A 22,820-nucleotide genomic window follows, 5' to 3' on the forward strand; every position below is an offset into this window, starting at 1 on the left:
ATTAGGGATTAGGGATTAGGGATTAGGGATTAGGGATTAGGGATTAGGGATTAGGGATTAGGGATTAGGGATTAGGGGAAAAACGCTCCCACATCCTATCTACTCACTTTTAACCTACGTTTTCCCACTTTTTTCGAAAAAAACTAATCCCTATACCCTCACCCCTGTACCCTAAAAACACTTTGTGCCTTTGTGCCTGTTCACTTCAAAAGAAAAACTAAACCCTATACCCTCACCCCTAATAACTCAAAAAAACAAAACAAAACCCCATATAAAAACCAAATGAGAAAACGACTTAGCAAGGAAGAATACGTTGCTGGAGTATTAGAAGGCAACCGAATGATACTGAGCAGAGCAATTACCTTAATCGAAAGTCAGCTCGATACAGATAAGGCACTAGCCAGAGAAGTACTCGAAACACTCTTGCCACATACAGGAAACTCAGTCCGTTTAGGCATTACAGGAGTCCCTGGCGTTGGCAAAAGTACTTTTATTGAGACCTTTGGAAAACACTTGACCAATCAAGGGAAAAAGATTGCTGTGCTGGCGATCGACCCAAGTAGTCAAATTTCAAAAGGTAGTATTCTTGGCGATAAGACACGCATGGAAGAACTTTCGAGAGACCCTTTGGCATATATACGACCTTCGCCAGCGGGTATCTCATTAGGAGGCGTAACACATAAAACAAGAGAAACGATGTTGCTTTGCGAAGCAGCGGGTTTTGAAGTGATTATTATAGAAACTGTTGGAGTTGGACAATCAGAAACGTTTGTTCATGGTATGGTAGATTTTTTCTTATTGCTAATGTTAGCTGGTGCTGGCGACGAACTTCAAGGCATCAAAAAAGGCATTATGGAAATGGCTGATTTGGTAGCAATTACCAAGTCTGATTCGGGCAATGAACTACAAGCTCGTCAGGCGAAAGTTTCCTATGAAAATGCCTTGCATTTATTCCCTGCCAGTGGTAGCGGCTGGTATCCAAAAGTATTAACGTGCTCGGCAGTGACACAAACGGGAATAGATGATATTTGGAAAACTATCCTTTCTCATCGTGAACTTTTACAACAAAATGGGTATTTCTTTAATAACCGCAAGCAACAAAATCTAGCATGGATGCATGATTTTATCAAGCAGACACTAGAAGAACGATTTTACCAAAATCCACAGATTCAACAAGAACTTTCGAGTGTAGAATCAGCGGTAACAGAAGGGCAAAAATTACCCATCAAGGCTGCTCTTGAGCTATTAAGGCTCTTTGAAAAGTCGATACATTCCTAATACATTCTCATAAGTTGTATTGCTCAGGCGTATGAGTTTTGACACAATCCATTTAGTAACATGACAAAAAAAAATTCTATTTACACCCTTCAGTTTTGGCTTTTATGTTTAAGTAATTTCCTTTTTTCAGCAAGTTTTCAAATGATGATACCAGAGTTGCCAGATTATTTGGCATCTATGGGTGGCAAAGAATATATTGGATATATCATTGCCTTATTCACACTTACCGCTGGTATTTCGCGACCATTTTCAGGCAAGCTTACTGATACTATTGGTCGAGTACCAATTATGGCTTTTGGTTCTGTGGTATGTTTTATTTGCGGTGGTATTTATCCTTTAGTAAGTGGCGTAGCTACATTCCTTTTCCTAAGATTTATTCATGGGATGTCTACTGGAACCAAACCTACGGCAACTTCGGCTTATGTTGCCGATATTATTCCCGAAGATCGTCGTGGCGAGGCACAAGGAATGTTAGGCATTTTTACCGCTACTGGTATGTCGATGGGTCCAACCATTGGAGGCTACCTCACTGAGTTATTCTCGATAAATACCATGTTTTATACTTCTTCTTCATTTGCCTTATTATCGATTTTGATTTTGGTAAATATGAAAGAAACCCTTCCCAAAGAACAAAAACAGCCTTTTTCGCTAAAACTTTTCAAAATAGGCTGGGTCGACGTCTTCGAACCGAGAGTAATTCCTACTTTTTTGGTCATGTTATTAGTTTCGTTTTCGTCGGGCGTAATCTTAACACTCATTCCCGATCAAACCAAGGTGCTTGGCATGAGCAACAAAGGAATATTCTTTACAGTTTATACGATTGCATCTTTAGTGGTTAGGATGTTTTTTGCCAAAAGCTCAGATAAATACGGACGAATTCCTGTACTTATCATTTCAAGTGTCTTATTGGCTGTAGCTATGCTGATTTTAGGATATGCCAATAACTTTACAGCCTTGATGTTAGCTTCTATTCTGTTTGGTTTCTCATGGGGCTTTAACACTCCTACCCTAACAGCTTGGACTGTAGACTTGTCTGACGAGCGATACCGAGGTCGCGCCATGGCAACCATGTATATTGCTCTTGAAGCAGGCATTGGTATAGGAGCAGTTGTGGCAGGAAAACTTTACCAAGGTAAAGTTGAAAACCTCCCCTATTCGTACATCATTGCAGCGGTATTGTCTTTGGTAAGTTTGGTGTATTTAGTAATATTACGTAAGAATCAGAAAAAGCACCTTGCTGCTTAAAGTTTAAATCACAAAATCATGGTATTTGAGCAATATCTCGAAGAAAAAAATATCAATGCTGAAATGTTTTTATGGGACAATCCAAAGCATTTCGCAGAATTGAAAAAGATTTTTAATGAAATGCACCCTGATGGCTTTACAGCGCAGAAGAAGTTTTTAATAAACCAACTTCGTCGTAAGTATATGCTGAAGCAGTTTGCGTAATGTGTAGATAGAGTACTGTTTATACTTCATTCTCAAAATATTCTATAAGTTATAACCAACTCATTATGAACACTGTTAGAATCAATGTAAATAAACAGATAGATGGGTATTCTTTCAGTATAGCCCCTTCGATAAGGGATTTTATCAAAAAGCTATTTCCCAATGCACATCCTGCTAATAATATTTTTGTAGGATACGATACCAAAAGTGATTTTGAAATATATTTTGGTACCTTAGAAAACTACATTTACCCTGCACTTTTAGGAGTTGATAAAAATAGTGACCTCAAAATGCTGGATGAAATTGAGTTTGTAGATAACAAGACAGGAAATGTTTTACACAAAGTAACACCTCGTGACGAAAAAATTTAATCAATATCTCGGCAAAGCCGGACACCTATTTATCATGTCAGAGTTTTTAATGTTAGGGTGGAATGTCGCTATCCCAGAGGTTGATATTGGCGATGATATTTTCGTGGTTCAGGATGATAGTGGGACATTAAGAAGAGTACAAGTAAAAACATCTACCTCAAAAATTCGTAAAGATGGATTCAGTGCCCAGTTTAGTGTTCCTCTTAAAAATTTAAGAAATATTTCAAATGTATTAGTTCACTATATCTTTTTGGTTAGGCACAATCATAATTGGTCGAAGCCTTTGGTTATTAGACAAGACTATTTACTCGATTATTTTGAAAATAGCCATGTAGGGGCTGAAAGTAATGGTAACATAATTTTCTATTTTGCCTTCAAAAATGAGAGTGTTATTTGTTCGGGTAATGATTTTTCTAAATACTTAAATAATTATATTGATTTTCCTCAAATAGATCATTGAGTCATTTTGATTCATATTACACAAAACAAGGATTTTAAGCTATCAGAATAGAAAAAAGCTTAATAATCCTTGTTTTTTTTATAGATATATTTCTAAATTTACTCACAACAAGATATAACCTTGGTAGTTGTTTTTTTGCCCCCTTTTTCATTTATATCATCTTGCTATAACTTTGAATAGTTGAATTTCTGACTCCTCGAAAATTTACTTTCAAAATCAATAGCTTGATTGTAGCTTAGCATCAAAATCCTATCTAGCTTTTCTTGTCTATTAAGTTTGTGTAAAAGACTTGTATTTGTGCTTGCACGAAGTTTTGTCATAAATTTAAAATAATCTTTACTCAATAACTCTCTTTCTTTAATCGATTGAGGATTGGAGTAAAATCAAAACAACAATCTAATAATCAATTATTTAACTTTTAGAAAAAATGGCTTATAACATCTTAGACATCGAAGGAATTGGTCCAGTTTATGCTGAAAAATTAGGTGCCGTAAACATCAAAACTGTTGAACAACTTCTTGAAGTTGGCGCTACTAAAAAAGGTCGCTCTTCATTAGCAAATGAAACAGGAATCGATGAAAAACGCATCCTTCGTTGGGTAAACATGGCTGATTTGTTCAGAATCAAAGGAGTAGCAGAAGAAACATCAGATCTTTTGGAGGCTGCTGGTGTAGATACTGTAAAAGAATTAGCAACTCGTAATGCAGCTAACTTGCATGCTAAAATGTTAGAAACAAATGAAGCAAAAGGCTTAAGTGGACGCGTTCCAAGCTTGTCTCAAGTAGAAGGATTTATAGAGCACGCAAAAACTTTAGCTCCAGTAGTGACATACTAATTTTGAGCATTTGGTCACACGAATATATCTTTCAATAGAGTAAAAATACCTTCAACACGACTTTGTGATAGTAAGTGTTGAAGGTATTTTTTTTGCTTTATATCTACCCAAAAACAATATACAAAGTCAACAAAACAGGAACTCAGAGTAGATAAAATAGCTTATAATATTAAGGCCATTTATCAAAGCTGAAAAGATTTTTTTTGAATAAAACTAATCCAACATTGTAAAATTTCAATAAATCAACGAAGCTTGACGGATGAAATTAGCTTTTTATTGAACTTTGGCAAGAAATCAATCAGCGAAAATTGTACAATTCGTAGCATATTCAAACACTATAGTAAAACTGTTAACTGAAACAAAAATTAATCTCAAGCCAATTATTTTTTAGCGTATTATGAACACATCCCAACTCGAAAATTTGTTTCCTGCGGAGGTTGATATTCCAGCAGAATATAATATCACTGAGCCGATTGAGCAACGTGAATACTTGGTAAATGGCGAGATGCGTCAATGGACTGGTAAAACCCAAGATGTATGGTCTCCTGTTTATGTAAAAACTGAGAAAGGTTTAGAACAAAAACGTATTGGTTCTTACCCTATCACTGATGCCCCAGATGCCATTGAAGTGTTGTATGCAGCTGTGAAAGCTTACAACAACGGTCGTGGCGAATGGCCATCGATGAGTGTAAAACAACGTATCGAATGTGTTGAGCGTTTTACACAAAAGATGATTCAAAAACGTGACGAGGTTGTTAAATTGTTGATGTGGGAAATCGGTAAGTCTTTAGGTGATTCTCAAAAAGAATTTGACCGTACCGTTCAATATATCTACGATACAATTGATGCGCTTAAGGATATCGACCGTAACTCTTCTACTTTCTTGATTGAAGAAGGCATTATTGGTCAGGTACGTCGCTCGCCACTAGGAGTTGTATTGTGTATGGGACCATTCAACTATCCATTGAATGAGACTTTCACGACGTTGATTCCTGCTTTGATTATGGGAAATACGTTGTTGTTTAAGCCTCCGAAACACGGTACTTTATTGCACTACCCATTGTTAGAGGCATTCCGTGATTCATTCCCTGCTGGTGTAATCAACACTGTTTATGGTCGTGGAAACTCGGTTATTCCTAGCTTGATGGAGTCAGGTAAAATCGATGTATTGACGTTAATTGGTTCATCGAAAGTAGCAGATAAGTTGAAAAAAATGCACCCTAAAGTAAACCGTTTGAGAGCAATCTTAGGTTTGGATGCTAAAAATGCAGCTATCGTTACAGAAAGTTCAGACCTCGAATTAGCCGTTAAAGAATGTATGCTAGGCTCATTGTCGTTCAATGGTCAGCGTTGTACTGCACTCAAAATCATGTTCGTTCACGACACATTGATTGAGAAGTTTAACCAACGTATGGCAGAAGAAATTGGCAAATTGAAATTAGGTTTGATGTGGGAAAAAGGTGTAAATATTACGCCACTTCCTGAGCCAAATAAGCCTGCTTTTTTGAAAGAACTTATCGAAGATGCTAAATTGCACGGTGCTAAAGTGATTAACGAAAACGGTGGCGAAAGCTTCAAATCATTCGTATTCCCTGCTTTACTTTCACCAGTAAGTAGCCAAATGAAAATCTGGCATGAAGAACAATTTGGTCCTGTAGTTCCAGTGGTTCCTTTCAACAATATTGAAGAACCAATCGAATATATTACCAATTCGTCACACGGTCAGCAAGTATCTATTTTCGGAACGGATGTAAATCAGATTTCTGAATTGATTGATGCAGCAGTAAACCAAGTTTCTCGTGTGAATATCAATGCTCAATGTCAACGTGGACCAGATACATTCCCATTCACAGGTCGTAAAGACTCTGCTGAAGGTACTTTGTCTGTAACAGCAGCCCTTCGTTCGTTCTCGATTCGTACGGTTGTAGCAACAAAACAAACTGCTGAGAACAAAGCATTGGTAAACCAAATTGTTGAAAATCAAGAATCTAACTTCTTGTCAACTAGATTTATCTTGTAAGTAATAGTTATTGGTTATTAGTATAATTGTTATCAGAGATTATCTACTTCAACAATGGATGTTCTCCTACTATTAACCAATGAAGGCTTTTTACTTATCATAAAAACAAAATGGCTGTTTCAAATTTGAAACAGCCATTTTGTTTTTATGTATCACTATTAATGCTGAATTATGAGTTGTGAGCACCTTCAAATAACAGATATACGATTAACTAGTAACTAGCTAATTCAATAAGTACTCACTCAATTTTGCTTCTAAATCTTTGGTAGACATATTTCTAAAAATTCCACCATGAGATACAAATGAAACCTCTCCTTTTTCCTCAGAAACCACAATCACTGCCGCATCGGTTTGCTCACTCATCCCAAATGCAGCACGGTGTCTGAAACCCAACGTTGGCGAAATCGTACCACTTTCTGAGATAGGAAGCATACAGCGGGCCGCAGCCAAACGACTATTTTTGATAATAACGGCGCCATCGTGTAATGGTGAGTTTTTATGAAAAATGGTCAACAATAATCTTTTGGATACCTGAGAGTCTATTTCATCGCCAGATTCGATGAATTTTTTCAAATCATCTTCTTTTTCAATAACAATCAGCGCACCTGTATGAGTAGCCGCCATTGTACGAGTTGCTTCTACGATAGCTTGAAGATTGGATACCTTATCTTTGGAAATTTTAGGCGTATAAAATCTTTTCAAAATAGCATTTTCCTGAACAGAAGTCGAGCGACCAAGCATCAATAAAAAACGGCGAATTTCTTGTTGAAAAATAATCAAAAGTGCCAATACTCCTACATTCATAAATTGCCCCAAAATGGCTGAAAGCAATTCCATTCCAAAGGCTGTTGCCAACAAATAGACAACATATACGATGATAAAGCCAAAAAATATCTTATTCGCAATACTACCCTGAATGAGTCGGTATATCTGATAGAGCAAGAAAGCTACCAGCATTACGTCAACTACATCTATAAAATCAATATTTAAAAAGCCAATGTGCATACAGTTTTAAGGTTTTTGCGATTAAAGTACTAATATAAAGTGTCGGTTTTAAGTAAGATATGAGCATTAGGACAAATAGCTCGATAAAAATCAATTTTGGACGGTTCACATACCCCAGGGAAATCTCCTCGTTTACCCAACATATCCGTCATCACCTGAAAATGTAAATGCGGAGGCCAGTTACCATTTTCTGGGAAATTGCCGAATTCTGCTATACGCTGTCCTTTATTGATTACTTGATTAATTGCTAGTCCATCTAAAGAACCTACACTCAAATGTCCATATAAAGTATAGAAAATATGTCCTTCAAGTTCATGTTCCAGAATGATAGTTGGACCATAATCGCCAAAGTTATCGTTATTGGCAAAACTATGTACCTTACCAGCCAATGGTGCAAATACTGCCGTACCAGCCGCAGCCCAAATATCCACTCCCAAATGAATAGAGCGTGCCTCTTCTGTCTGTTGGAAATGCTCACTTCTGCGATAAATATACCTATTTTCAAAGTATCCACCTATCGCACAAACAGCATGAGCTTCTTGGATTTTGGCAAATACATATTCGGTAAAAATAGCGGTATTAGTTAGGTCTATTTTTTCTAAGTCAGTATTTTCAGCGGTAAGGTCAATTTTCAGTAGTGTGTCTTTCGACAAATCGAAAGGCACAACTGGAGCAAAATCATATTTTCTTAATATTTCTTCTATTAACATTTTTGTCTCAAAAGCTTGTTTGTATCAAGGCTTTATGCCCAAACTTGGGTACCTTCAGTACAGTTTTTACACATTTCAATCTCACTTCTTGATTTCAAAACAACTTGTCTAAAATGCTGATAAGCTTGTGCATTCCAGAGAGTTTTAAATGACGTTTGAGTCAAATCGCCCAGTCTGTGCTCAGCATCTTTATCAAAACAACATGGTACTACCAGTCCATCCCAAGTAATCACGCACGAATGCCACATTTTCCAACAGTGATTGAGCAAATGATTCTTGATTTGATAACTACCGTCTGCTTGCTGTTGATAGCGAGCATATTTTTCTATCGTCGGTATCAAGTCCGAACCTTGCTCATAATCATAAATTTGAGCTGTTTTTAAAGCAACTTCATCTACCTCTAACTCTTTCGCCAATTGCTTTACTTCCTCGATTTGGTGCTCGTTGGGACGTACCACCAAAAACTGAAATACGATATGTGGTGTGGAAGACTTAAGCGCTTTTTTCCATTTGACAATATGCTTTGTGCCTTCAATTACCTTATGTAGTTTACCACCCACACGGTACTGTTCATACACCTCTTGCGTTGTTCCATCTATCGAAATAATCAGTCTATCTAGTCCTGACTCTACGGTTTTTTTGGCTTGAGCATCGCTTAAGTAGTGAGCATTGGTCGAAGTAGCTGTATAAATCTTCTTACGAGCAGCGTACTGAACCAATTCCAAGAATTGTGGATGAAGATAAGGTTCGCCTTGAAAATAAAAAATCAGATACGAAAGCGTATCCGAAAGCTCATCAATAGTCTGACGAAACATTTCATCAGAAAGCATTCCTGTTGGTCTGGTAAAAGAACGAAGTCCACTTGGGCACTCGGGGCATCGTAGGTTGCAAGAAGTCGTTGGCTCAAATGAAATACTAATAGGAAGCCCCCAATGATAAACTTTACCTGTAAATTTAGAGAAATAGTAGCTCGCCAATACTTGAGTAGCATTTAGGAAACGCTTCCATGTAAGTTTTGAGATAAAATTCAGACCATCAGTAAGGTTTCTATTCATTACAGTGTATGAGCTATGTGGAATAGGATTACAGAACAATAATCCGCCACATTTATCTAGTCATTTTGAGAGTTTTCCAACACCATGCAAGCCTTTATTTTACACAAAATCAGTCGTACATTAAAGAACTTGGTTGTTATTGCTATTTACTCCGCAAATTACTCAATAAATGTCAAAACATTGGGGTATATTCTTTAATTCCTTGTAAAAGAGTACAGCTTTATTGAATAAAAGAGATATTTCAAAAAAAGTTCATGGGAGCAACGAACTCTTTCTTCATTTATTACCTAACAACGTTTATGTGCAATACAAGAGGGGTATCTATAAATAACAAATCTGAAAAGTATCTTTTCGAGTCATCTTCAGCGCATTTTGAAGCATGAAACTATAGATTGAAAATATCTATTTTCAACAGGTTATTTCAAGGGTAATTATACCTTAAATATACCATAAAATAAATTTTAGAGGCCCACATAAAATGAATGAATATTCGGAATCAAACAAAAACAAATCACTTTATTTTCTCAAAAATCATGATTTTTCAACGATAAAAATATATACTTTTAAAAAAATGCAGATTTTCTATGAAAAATATTTGAAAAAAATATTGTTATTTTAACAATTCTAATGCAAATTGCTGTTGTTATAGATGTCCTCAAAACATACCGCTAGATGTGATGACGATATGATATAATTAGTATAAATTATAACCTTACTTAATTTAAAACTAATTTCTTCATACTTGTTCCTGAGTTATAAGCTCGGCTCATCCTCGTTGCGTCCAATAAGCATTTAAGGCATCACTTGACCAAGATTTTAATCAACAATTAACATACGATATTCTATTGCGAAAGCATTCAAAATACTAACTAAGTAATCTTTTATTAGATTATTTTTTTATGGGTTCGGGTTACAGAAAAAGTCAAGAGTGATACTCTTGACTTTTCTAATTTATATCTATACCGTTTTGCTAATTTTCTTTATTTACCCTGAAAATTGGCAGGTCTTTTCTGTAAAAACGCTGTGACTCCTTCTACAAAATCATGGCTTTGAGCTGCCTCGTCTTGATGAACTGCTTCCAGTTCTAGCATCTGCTCTAAGGAAGAATGTGAAGATTGATTTAGCACTTTTTTGATTAGACCAATTGCTTTGGTTGGTGCTTTGGCATATTGTTGTGCGACAAGCGCTAAAGCTGCCTTAAATTCATTGGCTGGTACTACTTTCGAAACTAGTCCTAACTCCAAACACTCTTGAGCGCTTAAGCGTCTGCCTGTGGAACACAATTCAAATGCACGTTGTGATCCCACAATTCTTGGTAAGAAATAGGAAGACCCTGCATCGATAATCAACCCAATACTAACAAAAATTTCAGACATAACTGCGTTTTCCGATGCAATCAGAATATCACAAGCCAAAGCAAGTGAACATCCTGCGCCTGCGGCAATTCCGTTTAACCCTCCAATGATAGGTTTGGGTGAATTTCGCATGGCTAAAACCATTGGGTTGTAGTTTTTACGCAGTGATTCGCTTGGTAGTTTTATATTACCTAACCCTTCTTTTAAGTCTGCACCAGAGCAAAAAGCCTTTTCCCCTTCTGAAGTCAACACTATCACACGAACTTCCGTATCATCTGAAGCTATATTTACTGCCTTGGTTATCTCCTGAATCAATGCAGGATTTAAAGCATGATATACCTCTGGTCGATTGAGCGTAATAAATGCAATGGCATTTTTCACTTCATATTTTAGTAATTCAAACATAGATTTTCTGTTAAAAAGGTTTTACAATCAATGTTTGAAGTTCTAAAAAAATAATTTGTTATGCAAGCATACTATTTAATTTTAGCTTTAATATTCGTTTTGGATAAACCTCGCCACAATATCTATTTACAGTAATAGTAAAGTGGCAGATAAGCTGATCGCCAAGCCGACCGCTACTCCTGCAATAATTTGAGAAAGTGTATGTGCCGCCAGTTGTAGTCGAGCCGAAAGCAAGAATCCTGCTAAAAGTACCAAGGCAACAAGAGTTCCAAGCAAATGTGCTTCAGGAAAATGAATCGCAATTCCTAAGATTGCACCTATTGTTCCTGATATACCAACAGCATGAGCAGATATTTTCCAGTACAAACTAACAAAAGATACTACTGCGATAGAAAATGTAATGCTACTCATAAGCACGGCCACTTCAGGAAATTGTTGAATGGATTTTGTATAAAATGCCGTAATAATAGTATAAATAATCACAGTGAGGAGATAAGGCAATCGTCGGTCGCGAAGCGTTTGCATATCAAGGGTTTTGATATAGCCTAAACGGTAGACGAAATAAATAGAAAGAGCAGGAACAAGAAAAGTCTGAAGAAATATCAAAATCAAAAGTCCTAACTTTAGACTTAGCATTCCAACTTTGGCTGCACTGTTAAAAAGCTCCAAGTTGGCGATAGCAGCAGGCGCTTGGTAAAAAATAATCCCAAACAGCAAGGTTGGCATAACTAGGGGATGTAGTACTACAGAGAGAATATATGCGAGACGAGCGTTCAAAGTCGAGTAAAATAAAAGTGAATGATGAATTATTTTCTTGCAACAGCAAATTTAAAACTATTCATCATTCACTTATGATAGACTCGCAATTAAAGTTGTTTACGAAGGCGGGCTACTGGGATATTTAACTGTTCGCGATATTTTGCTACCGTTCTTCTAGCAATATTATACCCTTTTTCGTTTAAGTATTTTTCTAGTTTATCATCCGAAAGTGGACTTTTCTTAGGTTCATTTTCAATCAATTCTTTCAAGATATTTTTCACTTCTCGGCTTGAAGCATCTTCGCCAGATTCGGTCGATATACCTTCTGAGAAGAAATACTTGAGCAGATATAAGCCAAATTCTGTTTGTACGGATTTGCTACTTGCCACCCTCGAAACCGTCGATATATCCATCTCAATTTCGTTGGCAATATCTTTCAAAATCATTGGCTTGAGTTTTGATTCATCACCAGACAGGAAAAACTCTTTCTGATAATCCACAATCGCTTGCATAGTTTTCAGAAGCGTTTGTTGGCGTTGTTTAATTGCGTCGATAAACCATTTGGCCGAATCCAGCTTTTGCTTGATAAACGTAACCGTTTCTTTTATTGATTTATTATTTTTGTCGCTTTTATCGTAGGTTTCGAGCATTTCATGGAATGAAGTACTCACTCGTAATTCTGGTGCATTTTTAGAATTCAAGAAAATCTCCAATTTGCCATTATTATTCGTCAGAATAAAATCGGGCATTAAGAATTGTGTCACACTCGAATCATCATCAGAAGCGCCAGGCTTGGGATTCAGTTTGGTAATCAAGGAAATTGCTTCCTTCATTGCCTCATCACTGATATTGAGTCGTTTTTGGATTTTTTCGTAGTGTTTTTTCGAAAACTCCTCGAAGTATTCGTCTACTATACGAATAGCATCTTGAATACGCGGTTCGCTTTGGGGCTTACGGTCAAGTTGAAGCAACAAGCATTCTTTCAAATCTCTGGCAGCAATACCCGCTGGATCAAAAGTTTGAATGGCACGCAGAACCTCCTCGACTTCTTCAATGCTGGTATAAACACCTTGAGTAAAAGCAAGGTCGTTTACGATGGCCTGCAAAGGACGTCGAATATAGCCATCGGCTTCAATAGACCCGATGATTTGTTTTCCAATTGTTTCTTTTGTTTCGTCTAATCGAAGAAATCCGAGCTGAGTATTGAGGTGGTCTGTCAAACTTTCCACCATCATGATTGGCATTTCTTTTTCTTCTTCCTCCCCTCCATTTCCGTCACCCTGCATTTTGTAGCCACTATAATCATCATGGAGGTAAGAGTCTATATCCAAATCTCTATCCTCATAGTCTGCGAATTCATCTTCTTTAAAGTCGTCGAATTCTTCATCAAATTCCTCCTTTTGCTCTTGGACATCATTGTCCATCTCCATGCCCTCTTCCAAAGCTGGATTTATTTCAAGCTCCTCTTCAATTCTAGCCGCCAGCTCAAACGTTGGAATTTGCAAGAGCTTTATGAACTGAATCTGTTGTGGTGATAGTCGCTGCTGAAGCGACTGGTTTAAGGATAGTTTTTGCATATTTTATGACATGTAAGGATTACTGTAGAAACATCCATCAAGTTTGGTATGAGGTTTGAGGACGGTCTTTCTTTTCACCCTCTATCAACAATCTTGCCAATTTATCTGATAAAAATAATTAAGATGTTTGATAAATCCCAAATACAAATAATCATTTTACACAAACACCTATAAAACAAATACTTACATTTTTTAAAATTTTTCTACTACTTATAAAAAACTTATGAAAAGCAATTCTTCATTCGGTAATTGACAGAATTGTAAGTAATTTTGAATAGTAGGTAACCAAAATGGCAATCCTATTTACTAAAATACTTACGTATTGAAGTATAAAGAAGATTTATTCAAATACATTTTGTAAAACTAGACAATGCAAATCAAACAAATCTTAGCAGAAGCAGCTGTAGGCTCAGAAATTACAGTAAAAGGCTGGGTAAGAACCAAGCGTGAATCAAAAAACGTAACTTTCATTAATATAAATGACGGTTCGGTTATTCACAATATCCAAGCTGTAGCTGAGGCAGGTGTTTTGAATGAGGAAACTCAAAAACTCATTACAACTGGTGCATGTGTAGCCATTACAGGAACTTTAATCGAGTCACAAGGTTCAGGTCAAAAAGTAGAATTACAAGTAAAATCTGCACTTGTATATGGTACTGCAGACCCTGAGAAATACCCATTACAACCTAAAAAACACTCATTGGAGTTTTTGAGAGAAATTGGTCACTTGCGTCCTCGTACAAATACATTCTCAGCAATTCTTCGTGTTCGTCACACTTTGGCTTATGCGATTCATAAATACTTCAACGACAATGGTTTCTTCTATCTTCATACTCCAATCATTACTGGTTCGGATGCTGAAGGTGCAGGTGAAATGTTTCGTGTTACTACGCTCGACCCTAAGAATCCGCCATTGAACGAAGACGGTTCTGTGAACTACAAAGAAGACTTCTTTGGTCGTGAAACAAACCTTACTGTATCTGGTCAGCTTGAAGGTGAATTGGGTGCGATGGCTTTGTCAAAGATATATACTTTTGGTCCTACTTTCCGTGCCGAAAACTCAAATACTGCTCGCCACTTAGCGGAGTTCTGGATGATTGAGCCAGAGGTTGCATTCTATGAATTGGAAGACAACATGGCATTGGCAGAAGATTTCACCAAATATGTTATCAGATATGCCCTTGAAAACTGCTATGATGACTTGGTATTCTTGGAAAGTCGCTTGAAAGAAGAGGAGAAAAACAAGAAACAAGAAGAACGTTCTGAATTGGCGCTTATCGAAAAATTGAAATTTGTGATTGACAACGAATATGTCAAGTTGACATATACCGAAGCAATTCAAATTTTATTGAGCTCAAAACGCCATAAAGAAGGTAAATTCCAATATCCTGTAGCGTGGGGTATCGACTTGCAATCTGAGCATGAGCGTTATTTGGTAGAAAAACACTTCAAAAAACCAGTTATCTTAACCAACTATCCGAAAGATATCAAGGCTTTCTATATGAAACTAGATGAGGTTTCTGAGGGTGTTCCAGGACAAACTGTACGTGCTATGGACGTATTATTCCCAGGTATTGGTGAAATCATTGGTGGTTCACAACGTGAAGATAACTATGAAAAATTGGCACAACGTTGTCAAGAAGTAGGTATCCCTATCGAATCTATTTGGTGGTATTTGGAGACTCGACAGTTTGGTACAGCTCCTCACGCTGGTTTCGGTATTGGTTTCGAACGTTTGGTGATGTTTGTTACAGGTATGACCAATATTCGTGACGTAATTCCTTTCCCTCGTACGCCAAAAACTGCTGAGTTCTAGGAAATAGTTAGTAATTATACGTATATCTGTTATCAGAAAATAAGATATATCTTGTATGCTACAGAAATAACCGATTTTATAGGTTGTGTTGATGTTTGAAAAAATGTTGACACAACCTTTTTTATTATTCAGCATTTGTATCATTTATTTAAAATCCAGACATTGGTATTGAATCTCTACCGTTATGGTAAAATGATTGAAAATGGATATCTTTATTTGAAAATACACTTCAAAGTCAACATACGCATTTAAACTCTTTTTTGATATGAAAAAAATTATATTAACCTTCTCCATCTTCCTAGGTATTACGGCATCACTATCTGCCCAATCGGCTGATGAAACTGCTGTAAAAGCGGTAATCGACCAGCTATTTGCAGGTATGCAAAAACATGACACCACTATGATTAAAGCGGTATTTCACCCATCTATCCGAATGCAGTCGATAGGAATGAGTCGAAAAACCCAGCAAATGGAGCTTACAACCGAAAATGGAATTGTCGATTTTGTCAAACAAATTGGCTCACTCCCTGCCAGTTTGGCAATTGAAGAAAGATTATTGAGCTATGAAATCAGAATTGATGGGCAGATGGCAACCGCTTGGACTCCTTATGAATTTTATGCCAATGGTAAATTTAGTCATTGTGGCGTTGATGCCTTCCAGCTTTTCAAAACCCCAGAAGGTTGGAAAATCATCGCACTAGCAGATACTCGTAGAAAAGATTGTGGCAAGTAAGTATAAATGCTGAGTTGTGAATTAAGAATTGTGAATTTAATTCCTAATTAGCCACATTTAACCATATTACCTAGTTCGAGACTTAGTCTCTGACTATAGCCTTTGCTTTAGTTTTAAAACTGTTTCAAAATAAGTCCAAGACTAAGTCTTGAACTAGGCATTGTCATTTAGGCACATTAAAGCATTAATTTAATAGGTCAGTTCAAGGGACTGGCCTTTTTTTAGTTATTTTGCGAGGAAAATATCCATTACCATGAAGCTAACAGAACTACATATCAAAGACTATAATCAATTTGAAGATTTCAAATTAGACCTCACCTATCCTAAAGGACACCCAAAAGCAGGTCAAGCCTTGGATAAAGTATGTTTTATTGGTCAAAGTGGTACTGGAAAGACTAGTTTGATAGAATTACTAAGGAAAACTATGTTTACAATCTCTAGTGAGAGAGTACTAAATGCGTTGCTTGATAAAAAAAACAATGAATGTACTGTACTTGGTAATGAACAATTAAATGATATTGAATTTAGCAGGAATGGAATATCTATCAAATTAGATCAGGAAATTAACTTTACATTTGATAGATATGATGATAAAAATGATTTTTCCAATAATGGAGAATCCTTTGTTTTAAAGGCGATTGGCTTAAACAAAGATATTGTCAACTTATTATCGAACAAGTCTAAGATATTTTATTACCCTTACGACATATCCTATTCATCTAATATTCAATTAGTGAATAACGATTTTATTCCTCTATTATTGGATACTACTCTATATGACTTTAGTAAACTTAGTTTACAAAATAGTTGGTCTTTTATCAATGAAAAAATAATAAAAGACCGAGAACTTGAAATCAAAAAAAGCCTAGAAATATCTAAAGCCTTACAAAATCCCAAATTAACAAATGAAGATATTTTAAAGGCTAGAGAGGAGTTTTTTAACTGGCGTAAAAACTCACCAAATCCAATTGTCGATCTTGCAGAAAAATTTCTCGATAGAATCTTAAATCGTTTTAACCTAAAAGTAAAAACCGAGCTAGATTTTGAGAGAAAGGAAGATATAGAAACTATCAAAATTCAAACTCGACAAGGCGAGGATATACCTTTTGATGCCCTCAGTACAGGTACAAAACAAGTGATACTTACGGCATTGCCTCTTTATGGTCTAAAACCTGAAAAAGCAATTATTCTTTTTGATGAGCCTGAAAGGTCGTTATATCCTGATATTCAAAAGGAAATTGTTGATTTTTATACGAGTATGGCAAAAGATAGTCAATTCTTTTTTGCTACACACTCACCCCTTATCGCTTCCTCATTTGAACCGTGGGAAATTGTAGAATTAAAGTTTAACGAAAAAGGTAAGGTATATCAAGAGAAATATTATGAAGGAGAGAACCATGTCGATAACTACACTATTAATCCTCAGTATTTGACATGGACAGGTATTTTACAAAAGGTTTTTGACTTAGAACAAGAAAGTAATCCACTGAGAGATAGACAATTGATAGAGTTAGCAACCTTGGAAAGTAAGTTAAAGCATAACTCATTAAGCCTTGAAAAGAAAAAGGAAACCTTTGAGAAATATCAAAAACTAGCTACACTATTAAATTGGGAATTGAAATAAGATGAAAAAAATAGACAAATCAGTCATACTATCTACAGCCTATAAAGAATGGGAAGAAAATCTGGAAGCGCATCAGCATCCTCATCCTGCATATAATTCATCAAAAGGAATGTTCTATCATGACATAATCATGAATCTATATCATTGTCAAAATGGATTATGTGCATACACAGAAAAATCACTCATTCTAACAGGTTTAGAAAATCATTGTTGGAATCAAGAAGGACGCTATTCAGCAGATTTACCATCTCATTTTGGGGAATTAGAGCACTTTGATGAAAGTTTAAAATCCAATAAAGGTTGGCTATGGGATAATTTATTTATGGTTGACGGAAAAATTAATCGTAAAAAAAGTTCAAAAGGAATAGATAATATTTTAAAGCCTGATTTACCAGAATATGACCCCTTCTTATTACTTTCTTATGATGGCAAAAAACATATCTTTTTTGCCAATACACAGAATACAGATTTAACAGAAGAGGATATCAAAAGCATCAATGATATGATAGATATTCTTGGTATAAACTACGTCAAAGATTGGAGACGAAAGGAGATAACCTCAAGAATAAAAGCCTTAGAATTTGGTCTTGAACCTGTTCCACTTACTGAATACCCTACTGCATTCGAAATGACCAAACGAAATTTAGGTTTAGTATAATTGTTAAACCAATACCATTATTTTCCCATGATTCAATTTCCCAAATTTTTTAAAAGCCTCAGTTATGCTTTTCAGGGCTTAGGAATGTTACTGAAAGAAAATAACTTTCGGATACATCTACTTATCTTCGGCTTTGGGCTTTTATTTGGTTGGTTTTTCGATATTAGCGTTACGGAGTGGCTATTTGTGATATTGGGTAATGGACTAGCTATTGCCTCGGAAGGGTTTAATTCTGCCATTGAGGCGGTTGTAGATTTGGCTTCTCCAAACTTCCATCCTTTGGCGAAAAAAGCCAAGGATATTGCTGCTGGCTCAGTTTGGATTACGGCGATGGCTTCTATGATTTGCCATATTATTATCTTTTTACCTAAAATTATCAATTTCATAGAAAGTCTTTTATAGAAACATGAGTCATCCCGAATTTTAAGATTGGGGTTATTCTCTAAGCTTTCATCAAAAAAGCGGTCGAAAAATATTTTTCGACCGCTTTTTTGATGAAACTATGCTAGATTTTACCCAGCTTAAGACGCAATCATTGCGTCTCTACTGCCACAATACAAATTTTAAATTAATCACTCATTCATTCAATCACTAAATTCGGAATGACTCATGTTTTTCTTACTGAATCTTATAAGCTTTTGGCGCTTGCTGATTGATACCAAAAACTATCGTTTGATTTAGTTGTAGCACCGAACGAACGTCGCCTTTGATTTTCAGCCCTGACTTATTCTGTGGAATGGTTACAAAATTTCCTTTTCCATCGCCTTGTAAAAGTAAACCATAATTGGCATCAGATTTTCCAAATTTGAGTCGAGTGATATTTTGATTACCTGCTAGCAATATATCTTTCTTACCGTCTTTGTTGTAGTCAAATATCAACAGGTTGTACACTGGTGCAAATTGTGCCTCTATCGGTAACGCTTTTTCTTCAAATTTGCCTTGTGCATTCAAGGTAAAATATCCTGTCTTGAGATAATTAGCTGTTAACTTTTCGGCACCTTCTAGTTCTTTGTCGTCAAAAATATCTTTTAACGTGGCATCTCCATAACTGTCGTAGCTCGTGAATTTTTTACGCTTAATGGTAAGTTGTTCAAGCAATTCGTCACGGGTAAGATAAGGATATGACTTTCCTTGAACGTAAGTACACAAAATTGGATCGACAGTTCCGTTTTGGTCAAAATCTTTGAAATATAATTCGGCAGGTTCTTTAAAACTTACTTTACATTGACTGTTAAGCCCTTGATTTCCTAATAAGATTTCTGGCTTGCCATCACCATTCAAGTCTTCAACGATGATTTTATTCCACCAACCTTGATAATTTTTATCAAAGTACTTATCCGTCTGATTTTCTATCTTATTTCCTTGTATAGTAAATACCGAAATAGGCATCCATTCGCCCACAACAAGCAGTTCTTGCTTTTTATCTTGATTCAAATCCACAAAAGCAGCGTCTGTCACCATACCAATTTTTTGTAATTCTGCTGGGGTTTGATCTTTGAAAGTGCCATTGCCTTGGTTAATGAGGATATAACTTCGTGGTGTTTCTGGATATCTGCCAGGAATTACTCTTCCCCCTACAAACAAATCAGGTTTTCCATCTTGATTGACATCGCCTACTCGTACGCAACCCGTGCTTACTGGCATAGCAGGCAGAGCAGAAGCGCTCAACGTAAATCCGCCTTTGCCGTTATTGATAAATAGTTGGTCTTGAAGCAATGGATCATTTTCGGTGAAATTTCGATACCCGCCATAAGCCACATACAAGTCTACTTTTCCATCGCCATTGGCATCGAAGAAAGTAGCGTCGCTTATATCAGCATTGGTTTTGGTATTAATACTTTGTTTGCTGAACCCATTGACTTTATTTTGGATAAATAACTCACTATTTTTACCAAAACACCCCCCTACAAATACATCCTCCAAGCCATCTTGATTCACATCGGCTTTAATCATGACTGGTCCAACGAATGACATCGCTTGCGTGAGTAACGACTGACGCTTAAAATCATTTTGAACTATCGTTGCCGCTGCGCTTTGAATAGGGGAGTTGGTTTCGACTAAATAGGTATTAACCACTGATTGTTTAGGAGCACTATCCGTCGCATTTTTCTCTTCCAATACTAAGGCTTGGTCTGCTTTAACATTTTTCAAAACTTGTACTTTACCGCTTGCCCAAGTAACCTTCAGTGAATCAATTGTTTGTGATTTTCCTAAGCCAAAGTGGAGTTCAAAACTTACATTTGATTGGAAACCACGAGTTGGCATTTGCTCTTGTTGTTGTGAATTCCCAGAAGCGTATATTCTAACCGTTGTTCCGATTCCCATGGTGTTGGGAGCATTTCCTTTGAACTGAATATTGAGGTAGTGATTCTCAGACTTTTGCTTGCTTTCATTCTGGTAAATAAAGGCAGGAAGATTGATGTTATTGACCACCAAATCCAAATCGCCATCTTTATCAAGGTCGCTATAGGCAGCGCCACTGCTATTTGATGGACGACTTAAGCCCCATTTGTCGGATAAATTGGCAAATTGGAGATTGCCTTTGTTACGGAACATGTAATTACTTACATTGGAAGAAGGCATTTTTTTGACCAACTCCAATACATCTTCACGCTGAAAACCACCCTGTTTTTTCTTGATGAAATCATCCATATATTTCAAAAAGTCCAAATTAGTATAGTCATGCAAATAGCCATTGGTTACATACAAATCTTTCCAGCCATCGTTGTCATAATCTGCAAAAAGTGCTGACCAGCTCCAGTCTGTATTCGAAATACCCGATACTTGTCCAATTTCACTAAATGAGCCGTTCCCGTTGTTTAAATGCAACATATTGCGCATATATTGGTGGTGAAAACCTGATTGTACGCTCAAGTCAAACTTGTAATAGTTGTCGGGAGCCATCAGTAATTTTTGACGACGATTGTCTTCTGGCAACATATCCAAGGTAAAAATATCTGGCAATAAATCATTGTTAATATCAGCTACATCGTTGCCCATCGAAAAGTTAGAGGTATGCCCTAATTGCTCAAGACTAACCTCCGAAAACCCTCCTTTTTGATTGTTGAGATACAACCTATCAGGAACCGCGTAGTCGTTGCTTACATAAATATCCGGCCAGCCATCTTGGTTAAAGTCTGCAATTCCTGCTCCTAAACCATACGAAAGAGCCGAACTTTGAATACCCGCCTGACTTGTAATATCTCTAAAATACCCTTTATCATTGGTATAAAATCTTGAACCACTTACCGAGTCATCTACTTTCAGTAACTCGGCAGTATCTGACAAATTGAGTACTGGAAGTGATTTGATATTATGATTTAACAGAAAAAGGTCGAGATCACCATCTTTGTCGGCATCAAAGAAATAAGCATTTGTGCTCGAAGCAGGGCTATCTAAGCCATATTTTGTAGCCTCCTCCAAAAATGTCGGAATACCATTGGCATCATTTCCCTGATTGATAAAAAGCTCGTTGGCTTTTTTCTCTGGACGAAGATTCCCAGAATGACACACGTAAATATCTAGTTTGCCATCGCTATTAATATCCACCATCGTAACGCCAGTCTTCCAAGGACCTTGGCGACCAGCTACACCAGCTTGGGCAGTAATATCTTGAAACGCCATTTGAGTTTTGTTCAAATAAAGCTTGTTTTCATTCATATTACTGGTAAAATACAAATCATCATAACCATCTCCATTGACATCGCCCACGGCAACGCCTCCACCATTATAGAAGTACTCGTACATGAGTACGTTGGTATTGAGCCCTTCGTCTATTACGTTTTGGAAATCCACATGAGTTTTTTCTGCAGGTAGTAAGGTGAAAAGCTCATCGGGAGACTCATCATCTTCCGAGGGAGCTTTGGAGGAATCTGTACAACTGATGAGAATACTTGTACAGAGAATGAGAAAGGTTGAATAGGAAAAAATTTTCATGCTTGTTAAATAGACAGTTTTAAAGGGTCTGCTTGATTTAGATTTTGTTAATTAATAAGCCATTTTACCACTTTGGATTGGTAAGCTACTTATTGCTTAAGAGTTATAACTACTGAAAACTACCCAATTTTCTCGAATTTTTTAAAGAAGATATAGAGAAAAAGAAGGAAAAAGTAATCTCATCAAGCACTTCATGTATGGCGAAACAAAGAGTACTAAAAAGTGCTTGCTCTAACATTTTTTTTCGATTGAAGTGAGTATTGAGCATTCCTCAAAAGGTAGTGGAGTAATCTTTAATAAAAATATTTAAAATATTTATAAAGTATCGTTTTACTCAATAAGGTATAGTTTTAAGGCGCTTTAAAATATACTTTTCATAGATGCATATTTCAGACATATTCTTCTTTTATCGTATTATATTGACATTAATCAATAAGTATGCAGACCAATTGACTGTTTTATGATAAATTTTATTCTTTTTGTGCAAATGTTTGCACAGCCGTATTTATTCAAAAAACCAGAAAAAATAAAATAATTCTCAATTTTATGAATAATGGTATGGGTATAAAAAGTACAACTATTTCTTAATTTGTTAAAAGTATGTCTGTGCTTAGACCCCACTTTCATACTACAGGCGAGCTTGTGCATGATGGCTTGACCATATCTATCTAAAGTAATAATAACTATGAAAATTTCGGACGACTGCGTGTTCAAGATTGAGCATTGCCTCAATACCTACGTGTATTTATTCCAATCCCATTACAATTCCATAAC

19 protein-coding genes are annotated in these 22,820 nt (G+C 36.3%); 12 read left to right on the plus strand and 7 right to left on the minus strand.

Annotated elements, in window-relative coordinates; genetic code table 11:
• Positions 1 to 282 precede the first annotated feature (282 nt).
• The 7 genes from meaB (at position 283) to GVN22_RS21125 (ending at position 6,413) form a co-directional block, all read left to right on the plus strand.
• Positions 283 to 1,278 (plus strand): methylmalonyl Co-A mutase-associated GTPase MeaB, encoded by a 996-nt coding sequence (gene meaB / locus GVN22_RS21095; protein ID WP_166552993.1) that lies wholly within the window; start codon positions 283 to 285, stop codon positions 1,276 to 1,278.
• A gap of 141 nt (positions 1,279 to 1,419) precedes the next feature.
• Positions 1,420 to 2,523 carry an MFS transporter gene (locus tag GVN22_RS21100; RefSeq protein ID WP_370520457.1) on the plus strand — a complete coding sequence of 368 codons (1,104 nt, stop codon included), beginning with the start codon at positions 1,420 to 1,422 and terminating at the stop codon, positions 2,521 to 2,523.
• Between the two features lie 18 nt (positions 2,524 to 2,541).
• Positions 2,542 to 2,727 (plus strand): hypothetical protein, encoded by a 186-nt coding sequence (locus tag GVN22_RS21105; protein ID WP_166552995.1) that lies wholly within the window; start codon positions 2,542 to 2,544, stop codon positions 2,725 to 2,727.
• Positions 2,728 to 2,792: 65 nt separating this feature from the next.
• Entirely contained in the window at positions 2,793 to 3,098 is a 306-nt protein-coding gene (locus tag GVN22_RS21110) for a hypothetical protein (RefSeq protein ID WP_166552996.1), read from the plus strand.
• 34 nt (positions 3,099 to 3,132) lie between these two features.
• Complete coding sequence (locus GVN22_RS21115; protein WP_166552997.1) at positions 3,133 to 3,558, plus strand: hypothetical protein; 426 nt, start codon at positions 3,133 to 3,135, stop codon at positions 3,556 to 3,558.
• Positions 3,559 to 3,985: 427 nt separating this feature from the next.
• Positions 3,986 to 4,393 carry a DUF4332 domain-containing protein gene (locus tag GVN22_RS21120; protein ID WP_166552998.1) on the plus strand — a complete coding sequence of 136 codons (408 nt, stop codon included), beginning with the start codon at positions 3,986 to 3,988 and terminating at the stop codon, positions 4,391 to 4,393.
• Positions 4,394 to 4,790: 397 nt separating this feature from the next.
• Entirely contained in the window at positions 4,791 to 6,413 is a 1,623-nt protein-coding gene (locus GVN22_RS21125; protein WP_166552999.1) for an NADP-dependent glyceraldehyde-3-phosphate dehydrogenase, read from the plus strand.
• Positions 6,414 to 6,635: 222 nt separating this feature from the next.
• On the opposite strand, the gene cdaA is transcribed toward GVN22_RS21125, so the two are convergent.
• The 6 genes from cdaA to rpoN all read right to left on the minus strand — a co-directional run bounded on the left by cdaA (position 6,636) and on the right by rpoN (position 13,279).
• On the minus strand, positions 6,636 to 7,418 hold the full coding sequence (gene cdaA, locus GVN22_RS21130) for a diadenylate cyclase CdaA (RefSeq protein ID WP_166553000.1): 783 nt from the start codon (positions 7,416 to 7,418) through the stop codon (positions 6,636 to 6,638).
• Positions 7,419 to 7,447: 29 nt separating this feature from the next.
• Positions 7,448 to 8,128, minus strand: a complete 681-nt coding sequence (locus GVN22_RS21135) for a peptidoglycan DD-metalloendopeptidase family protein (RefSeq protein ID WP_166553001.1) — start codon at positions 8,126 to 8,128, stop codon at positions 7,448 to 7,450.
• A gap of 32 nt (positions 8,129 to 8,160) precedes the next feature.
• A complete protein-coding gene (locus GVN22_RS21140) occupies positions 8,161 to 9,183 on the minus strand; it encodes an SPASM domain-containing protein (RefSeq protein WP_166553002.1) in 1,023 nt (340 codons plus the stop codon).
• A 980-nt stretch (positions 9,184 to 10,163) separates the two neighbouring features.
• Entirely contained in the window at positions 10,164 to 10,943 is a 780-nt protein-coding gene (locus GVN22_RS21145) for an enoyl-CoA hydratase/isomerase family protein (protein WP_166553003.1), read from the minus strand.
• 126 nt (positions 10,944 to 11,069) lie between these two features.
• On the minus strand, positions 11,070 to 11,669 hold the full coding sequence (locus GVN22_RS21150; RefSeq protein ID WP_166553004.1) for a hypothetical protein: 600 nt from the start codon (positions 11,667 to 11,669) through the stop codon (positions 11,070 to 11,072).
• Positions 11,670 to 11,809: 140 nt separating this feature from the next.
• Positions 11,810 to 13,279, minus strand: a complete 1,470-nt coding sequence (gene rpoN, locus GVN22_RS21155; RefSeq protein ID WP_166553005.1) for an RNA polymerase factor sigma-54 — start codon at positions 13,277 to 13,279, stop codon at positions 11,810 to 11,812.
• 370 nt (positions 13,280 to 13,649) lie between these two features.
• Between rpoN and asnS the strand changes: the two genes are divergently transcribed.
• The 5 genes from asnS to GVN22_RS21180 all read left to right on the plus strand — a co-directional run bounded on the left by asnS (position 13,650) and on the right by GVN22_RS21180 (position 18,512).
• On the plus strand, positions 13,650 to 15,095 hold the full coding sequence (gene asnS, locus GVN22_RS21160; RefSeq protein WP_166553006.1) for an asparagine--tRNA ligase: 1,446 nt from the start codon (positions 13,650 to 13,652) through the stop codon (positions 15,093 to 15,095).
• A 265-nt stretch (positions 15,096 to 15,360) separates the two neighbouring features.
• Entirely contained in the window at positions 15,361 to 15,828 is a 468-nt protein-coding gene (locus tag GVN22_RS21165) for a nuclear transport factor 2 family protein (protein WP_166553007.1), read from the plus strand.
• A gap of 253 nt (positions 15,829 to 16,081) precedes the next feature.
• Complete coding sequence (locus GVN22_RS21170) at positions 16,082 to 17,452, plus strand: ATP-binding protein (protein WP_166553008.1); 1,371 nt, start codon at positions 16,082 to 16,084, stop codon at positions 17,450 to 17,452.
• A 1-nt stretch (position 17,453) separates the two neighbouring features.
• Complete coding sequence (locus GVN22_RS21175) at positions 17,454 to 18,110, plus strand: hypothetical protein (RefSeq protein WP_166553009.1); 657 nt, start codon at positions 17,454 to 17,456, stop codon at positions 18,108 to 18,110.
• Between the two features lie 27 nt (positions 18,111 to 18,137).
• Positions 18,138 to 18,512 (plus strand): diacylglycerol kinase family protein, encoded by a 375-nt coding sequence (locus GVN22_RS21180; protein WP_205690986.1) that lies wholly within the window; start codon positions 18,138 to 18,140, stop codon positions 18,510 to 18,512.
• A gap of 216 nt (positions 18,513 to 18,728) precedes the next feature.
• Here GVN22_RS21180 and GVN22_RS21185 read toward each other — a convergent pair whose 3' ends face one another.
• Complete coding sequence (locus GVN22_RS21185) at positions 18,729 to 22,046, minus strand: VCBS repeat-containing protein (RefSeq protein WP_166553010.1); 3,318 nt, start codon at positions 22,044 to 22,046, stop codon at positions 18,729 to 18,731.
• Positions 22,047 to 22,820 lie beyond the last annotated feature (774 nt).

The organism is Cellulophaga sp. BC115SP (assembly GCF_009905545.1).
Taxonomy (GTDB): domain Bacteria; phylum Bacteroidota; class Bacteroidia; order Cytophagales; family Spirosomataceae; genus Flectobacillus; species Flectobacillus rivi.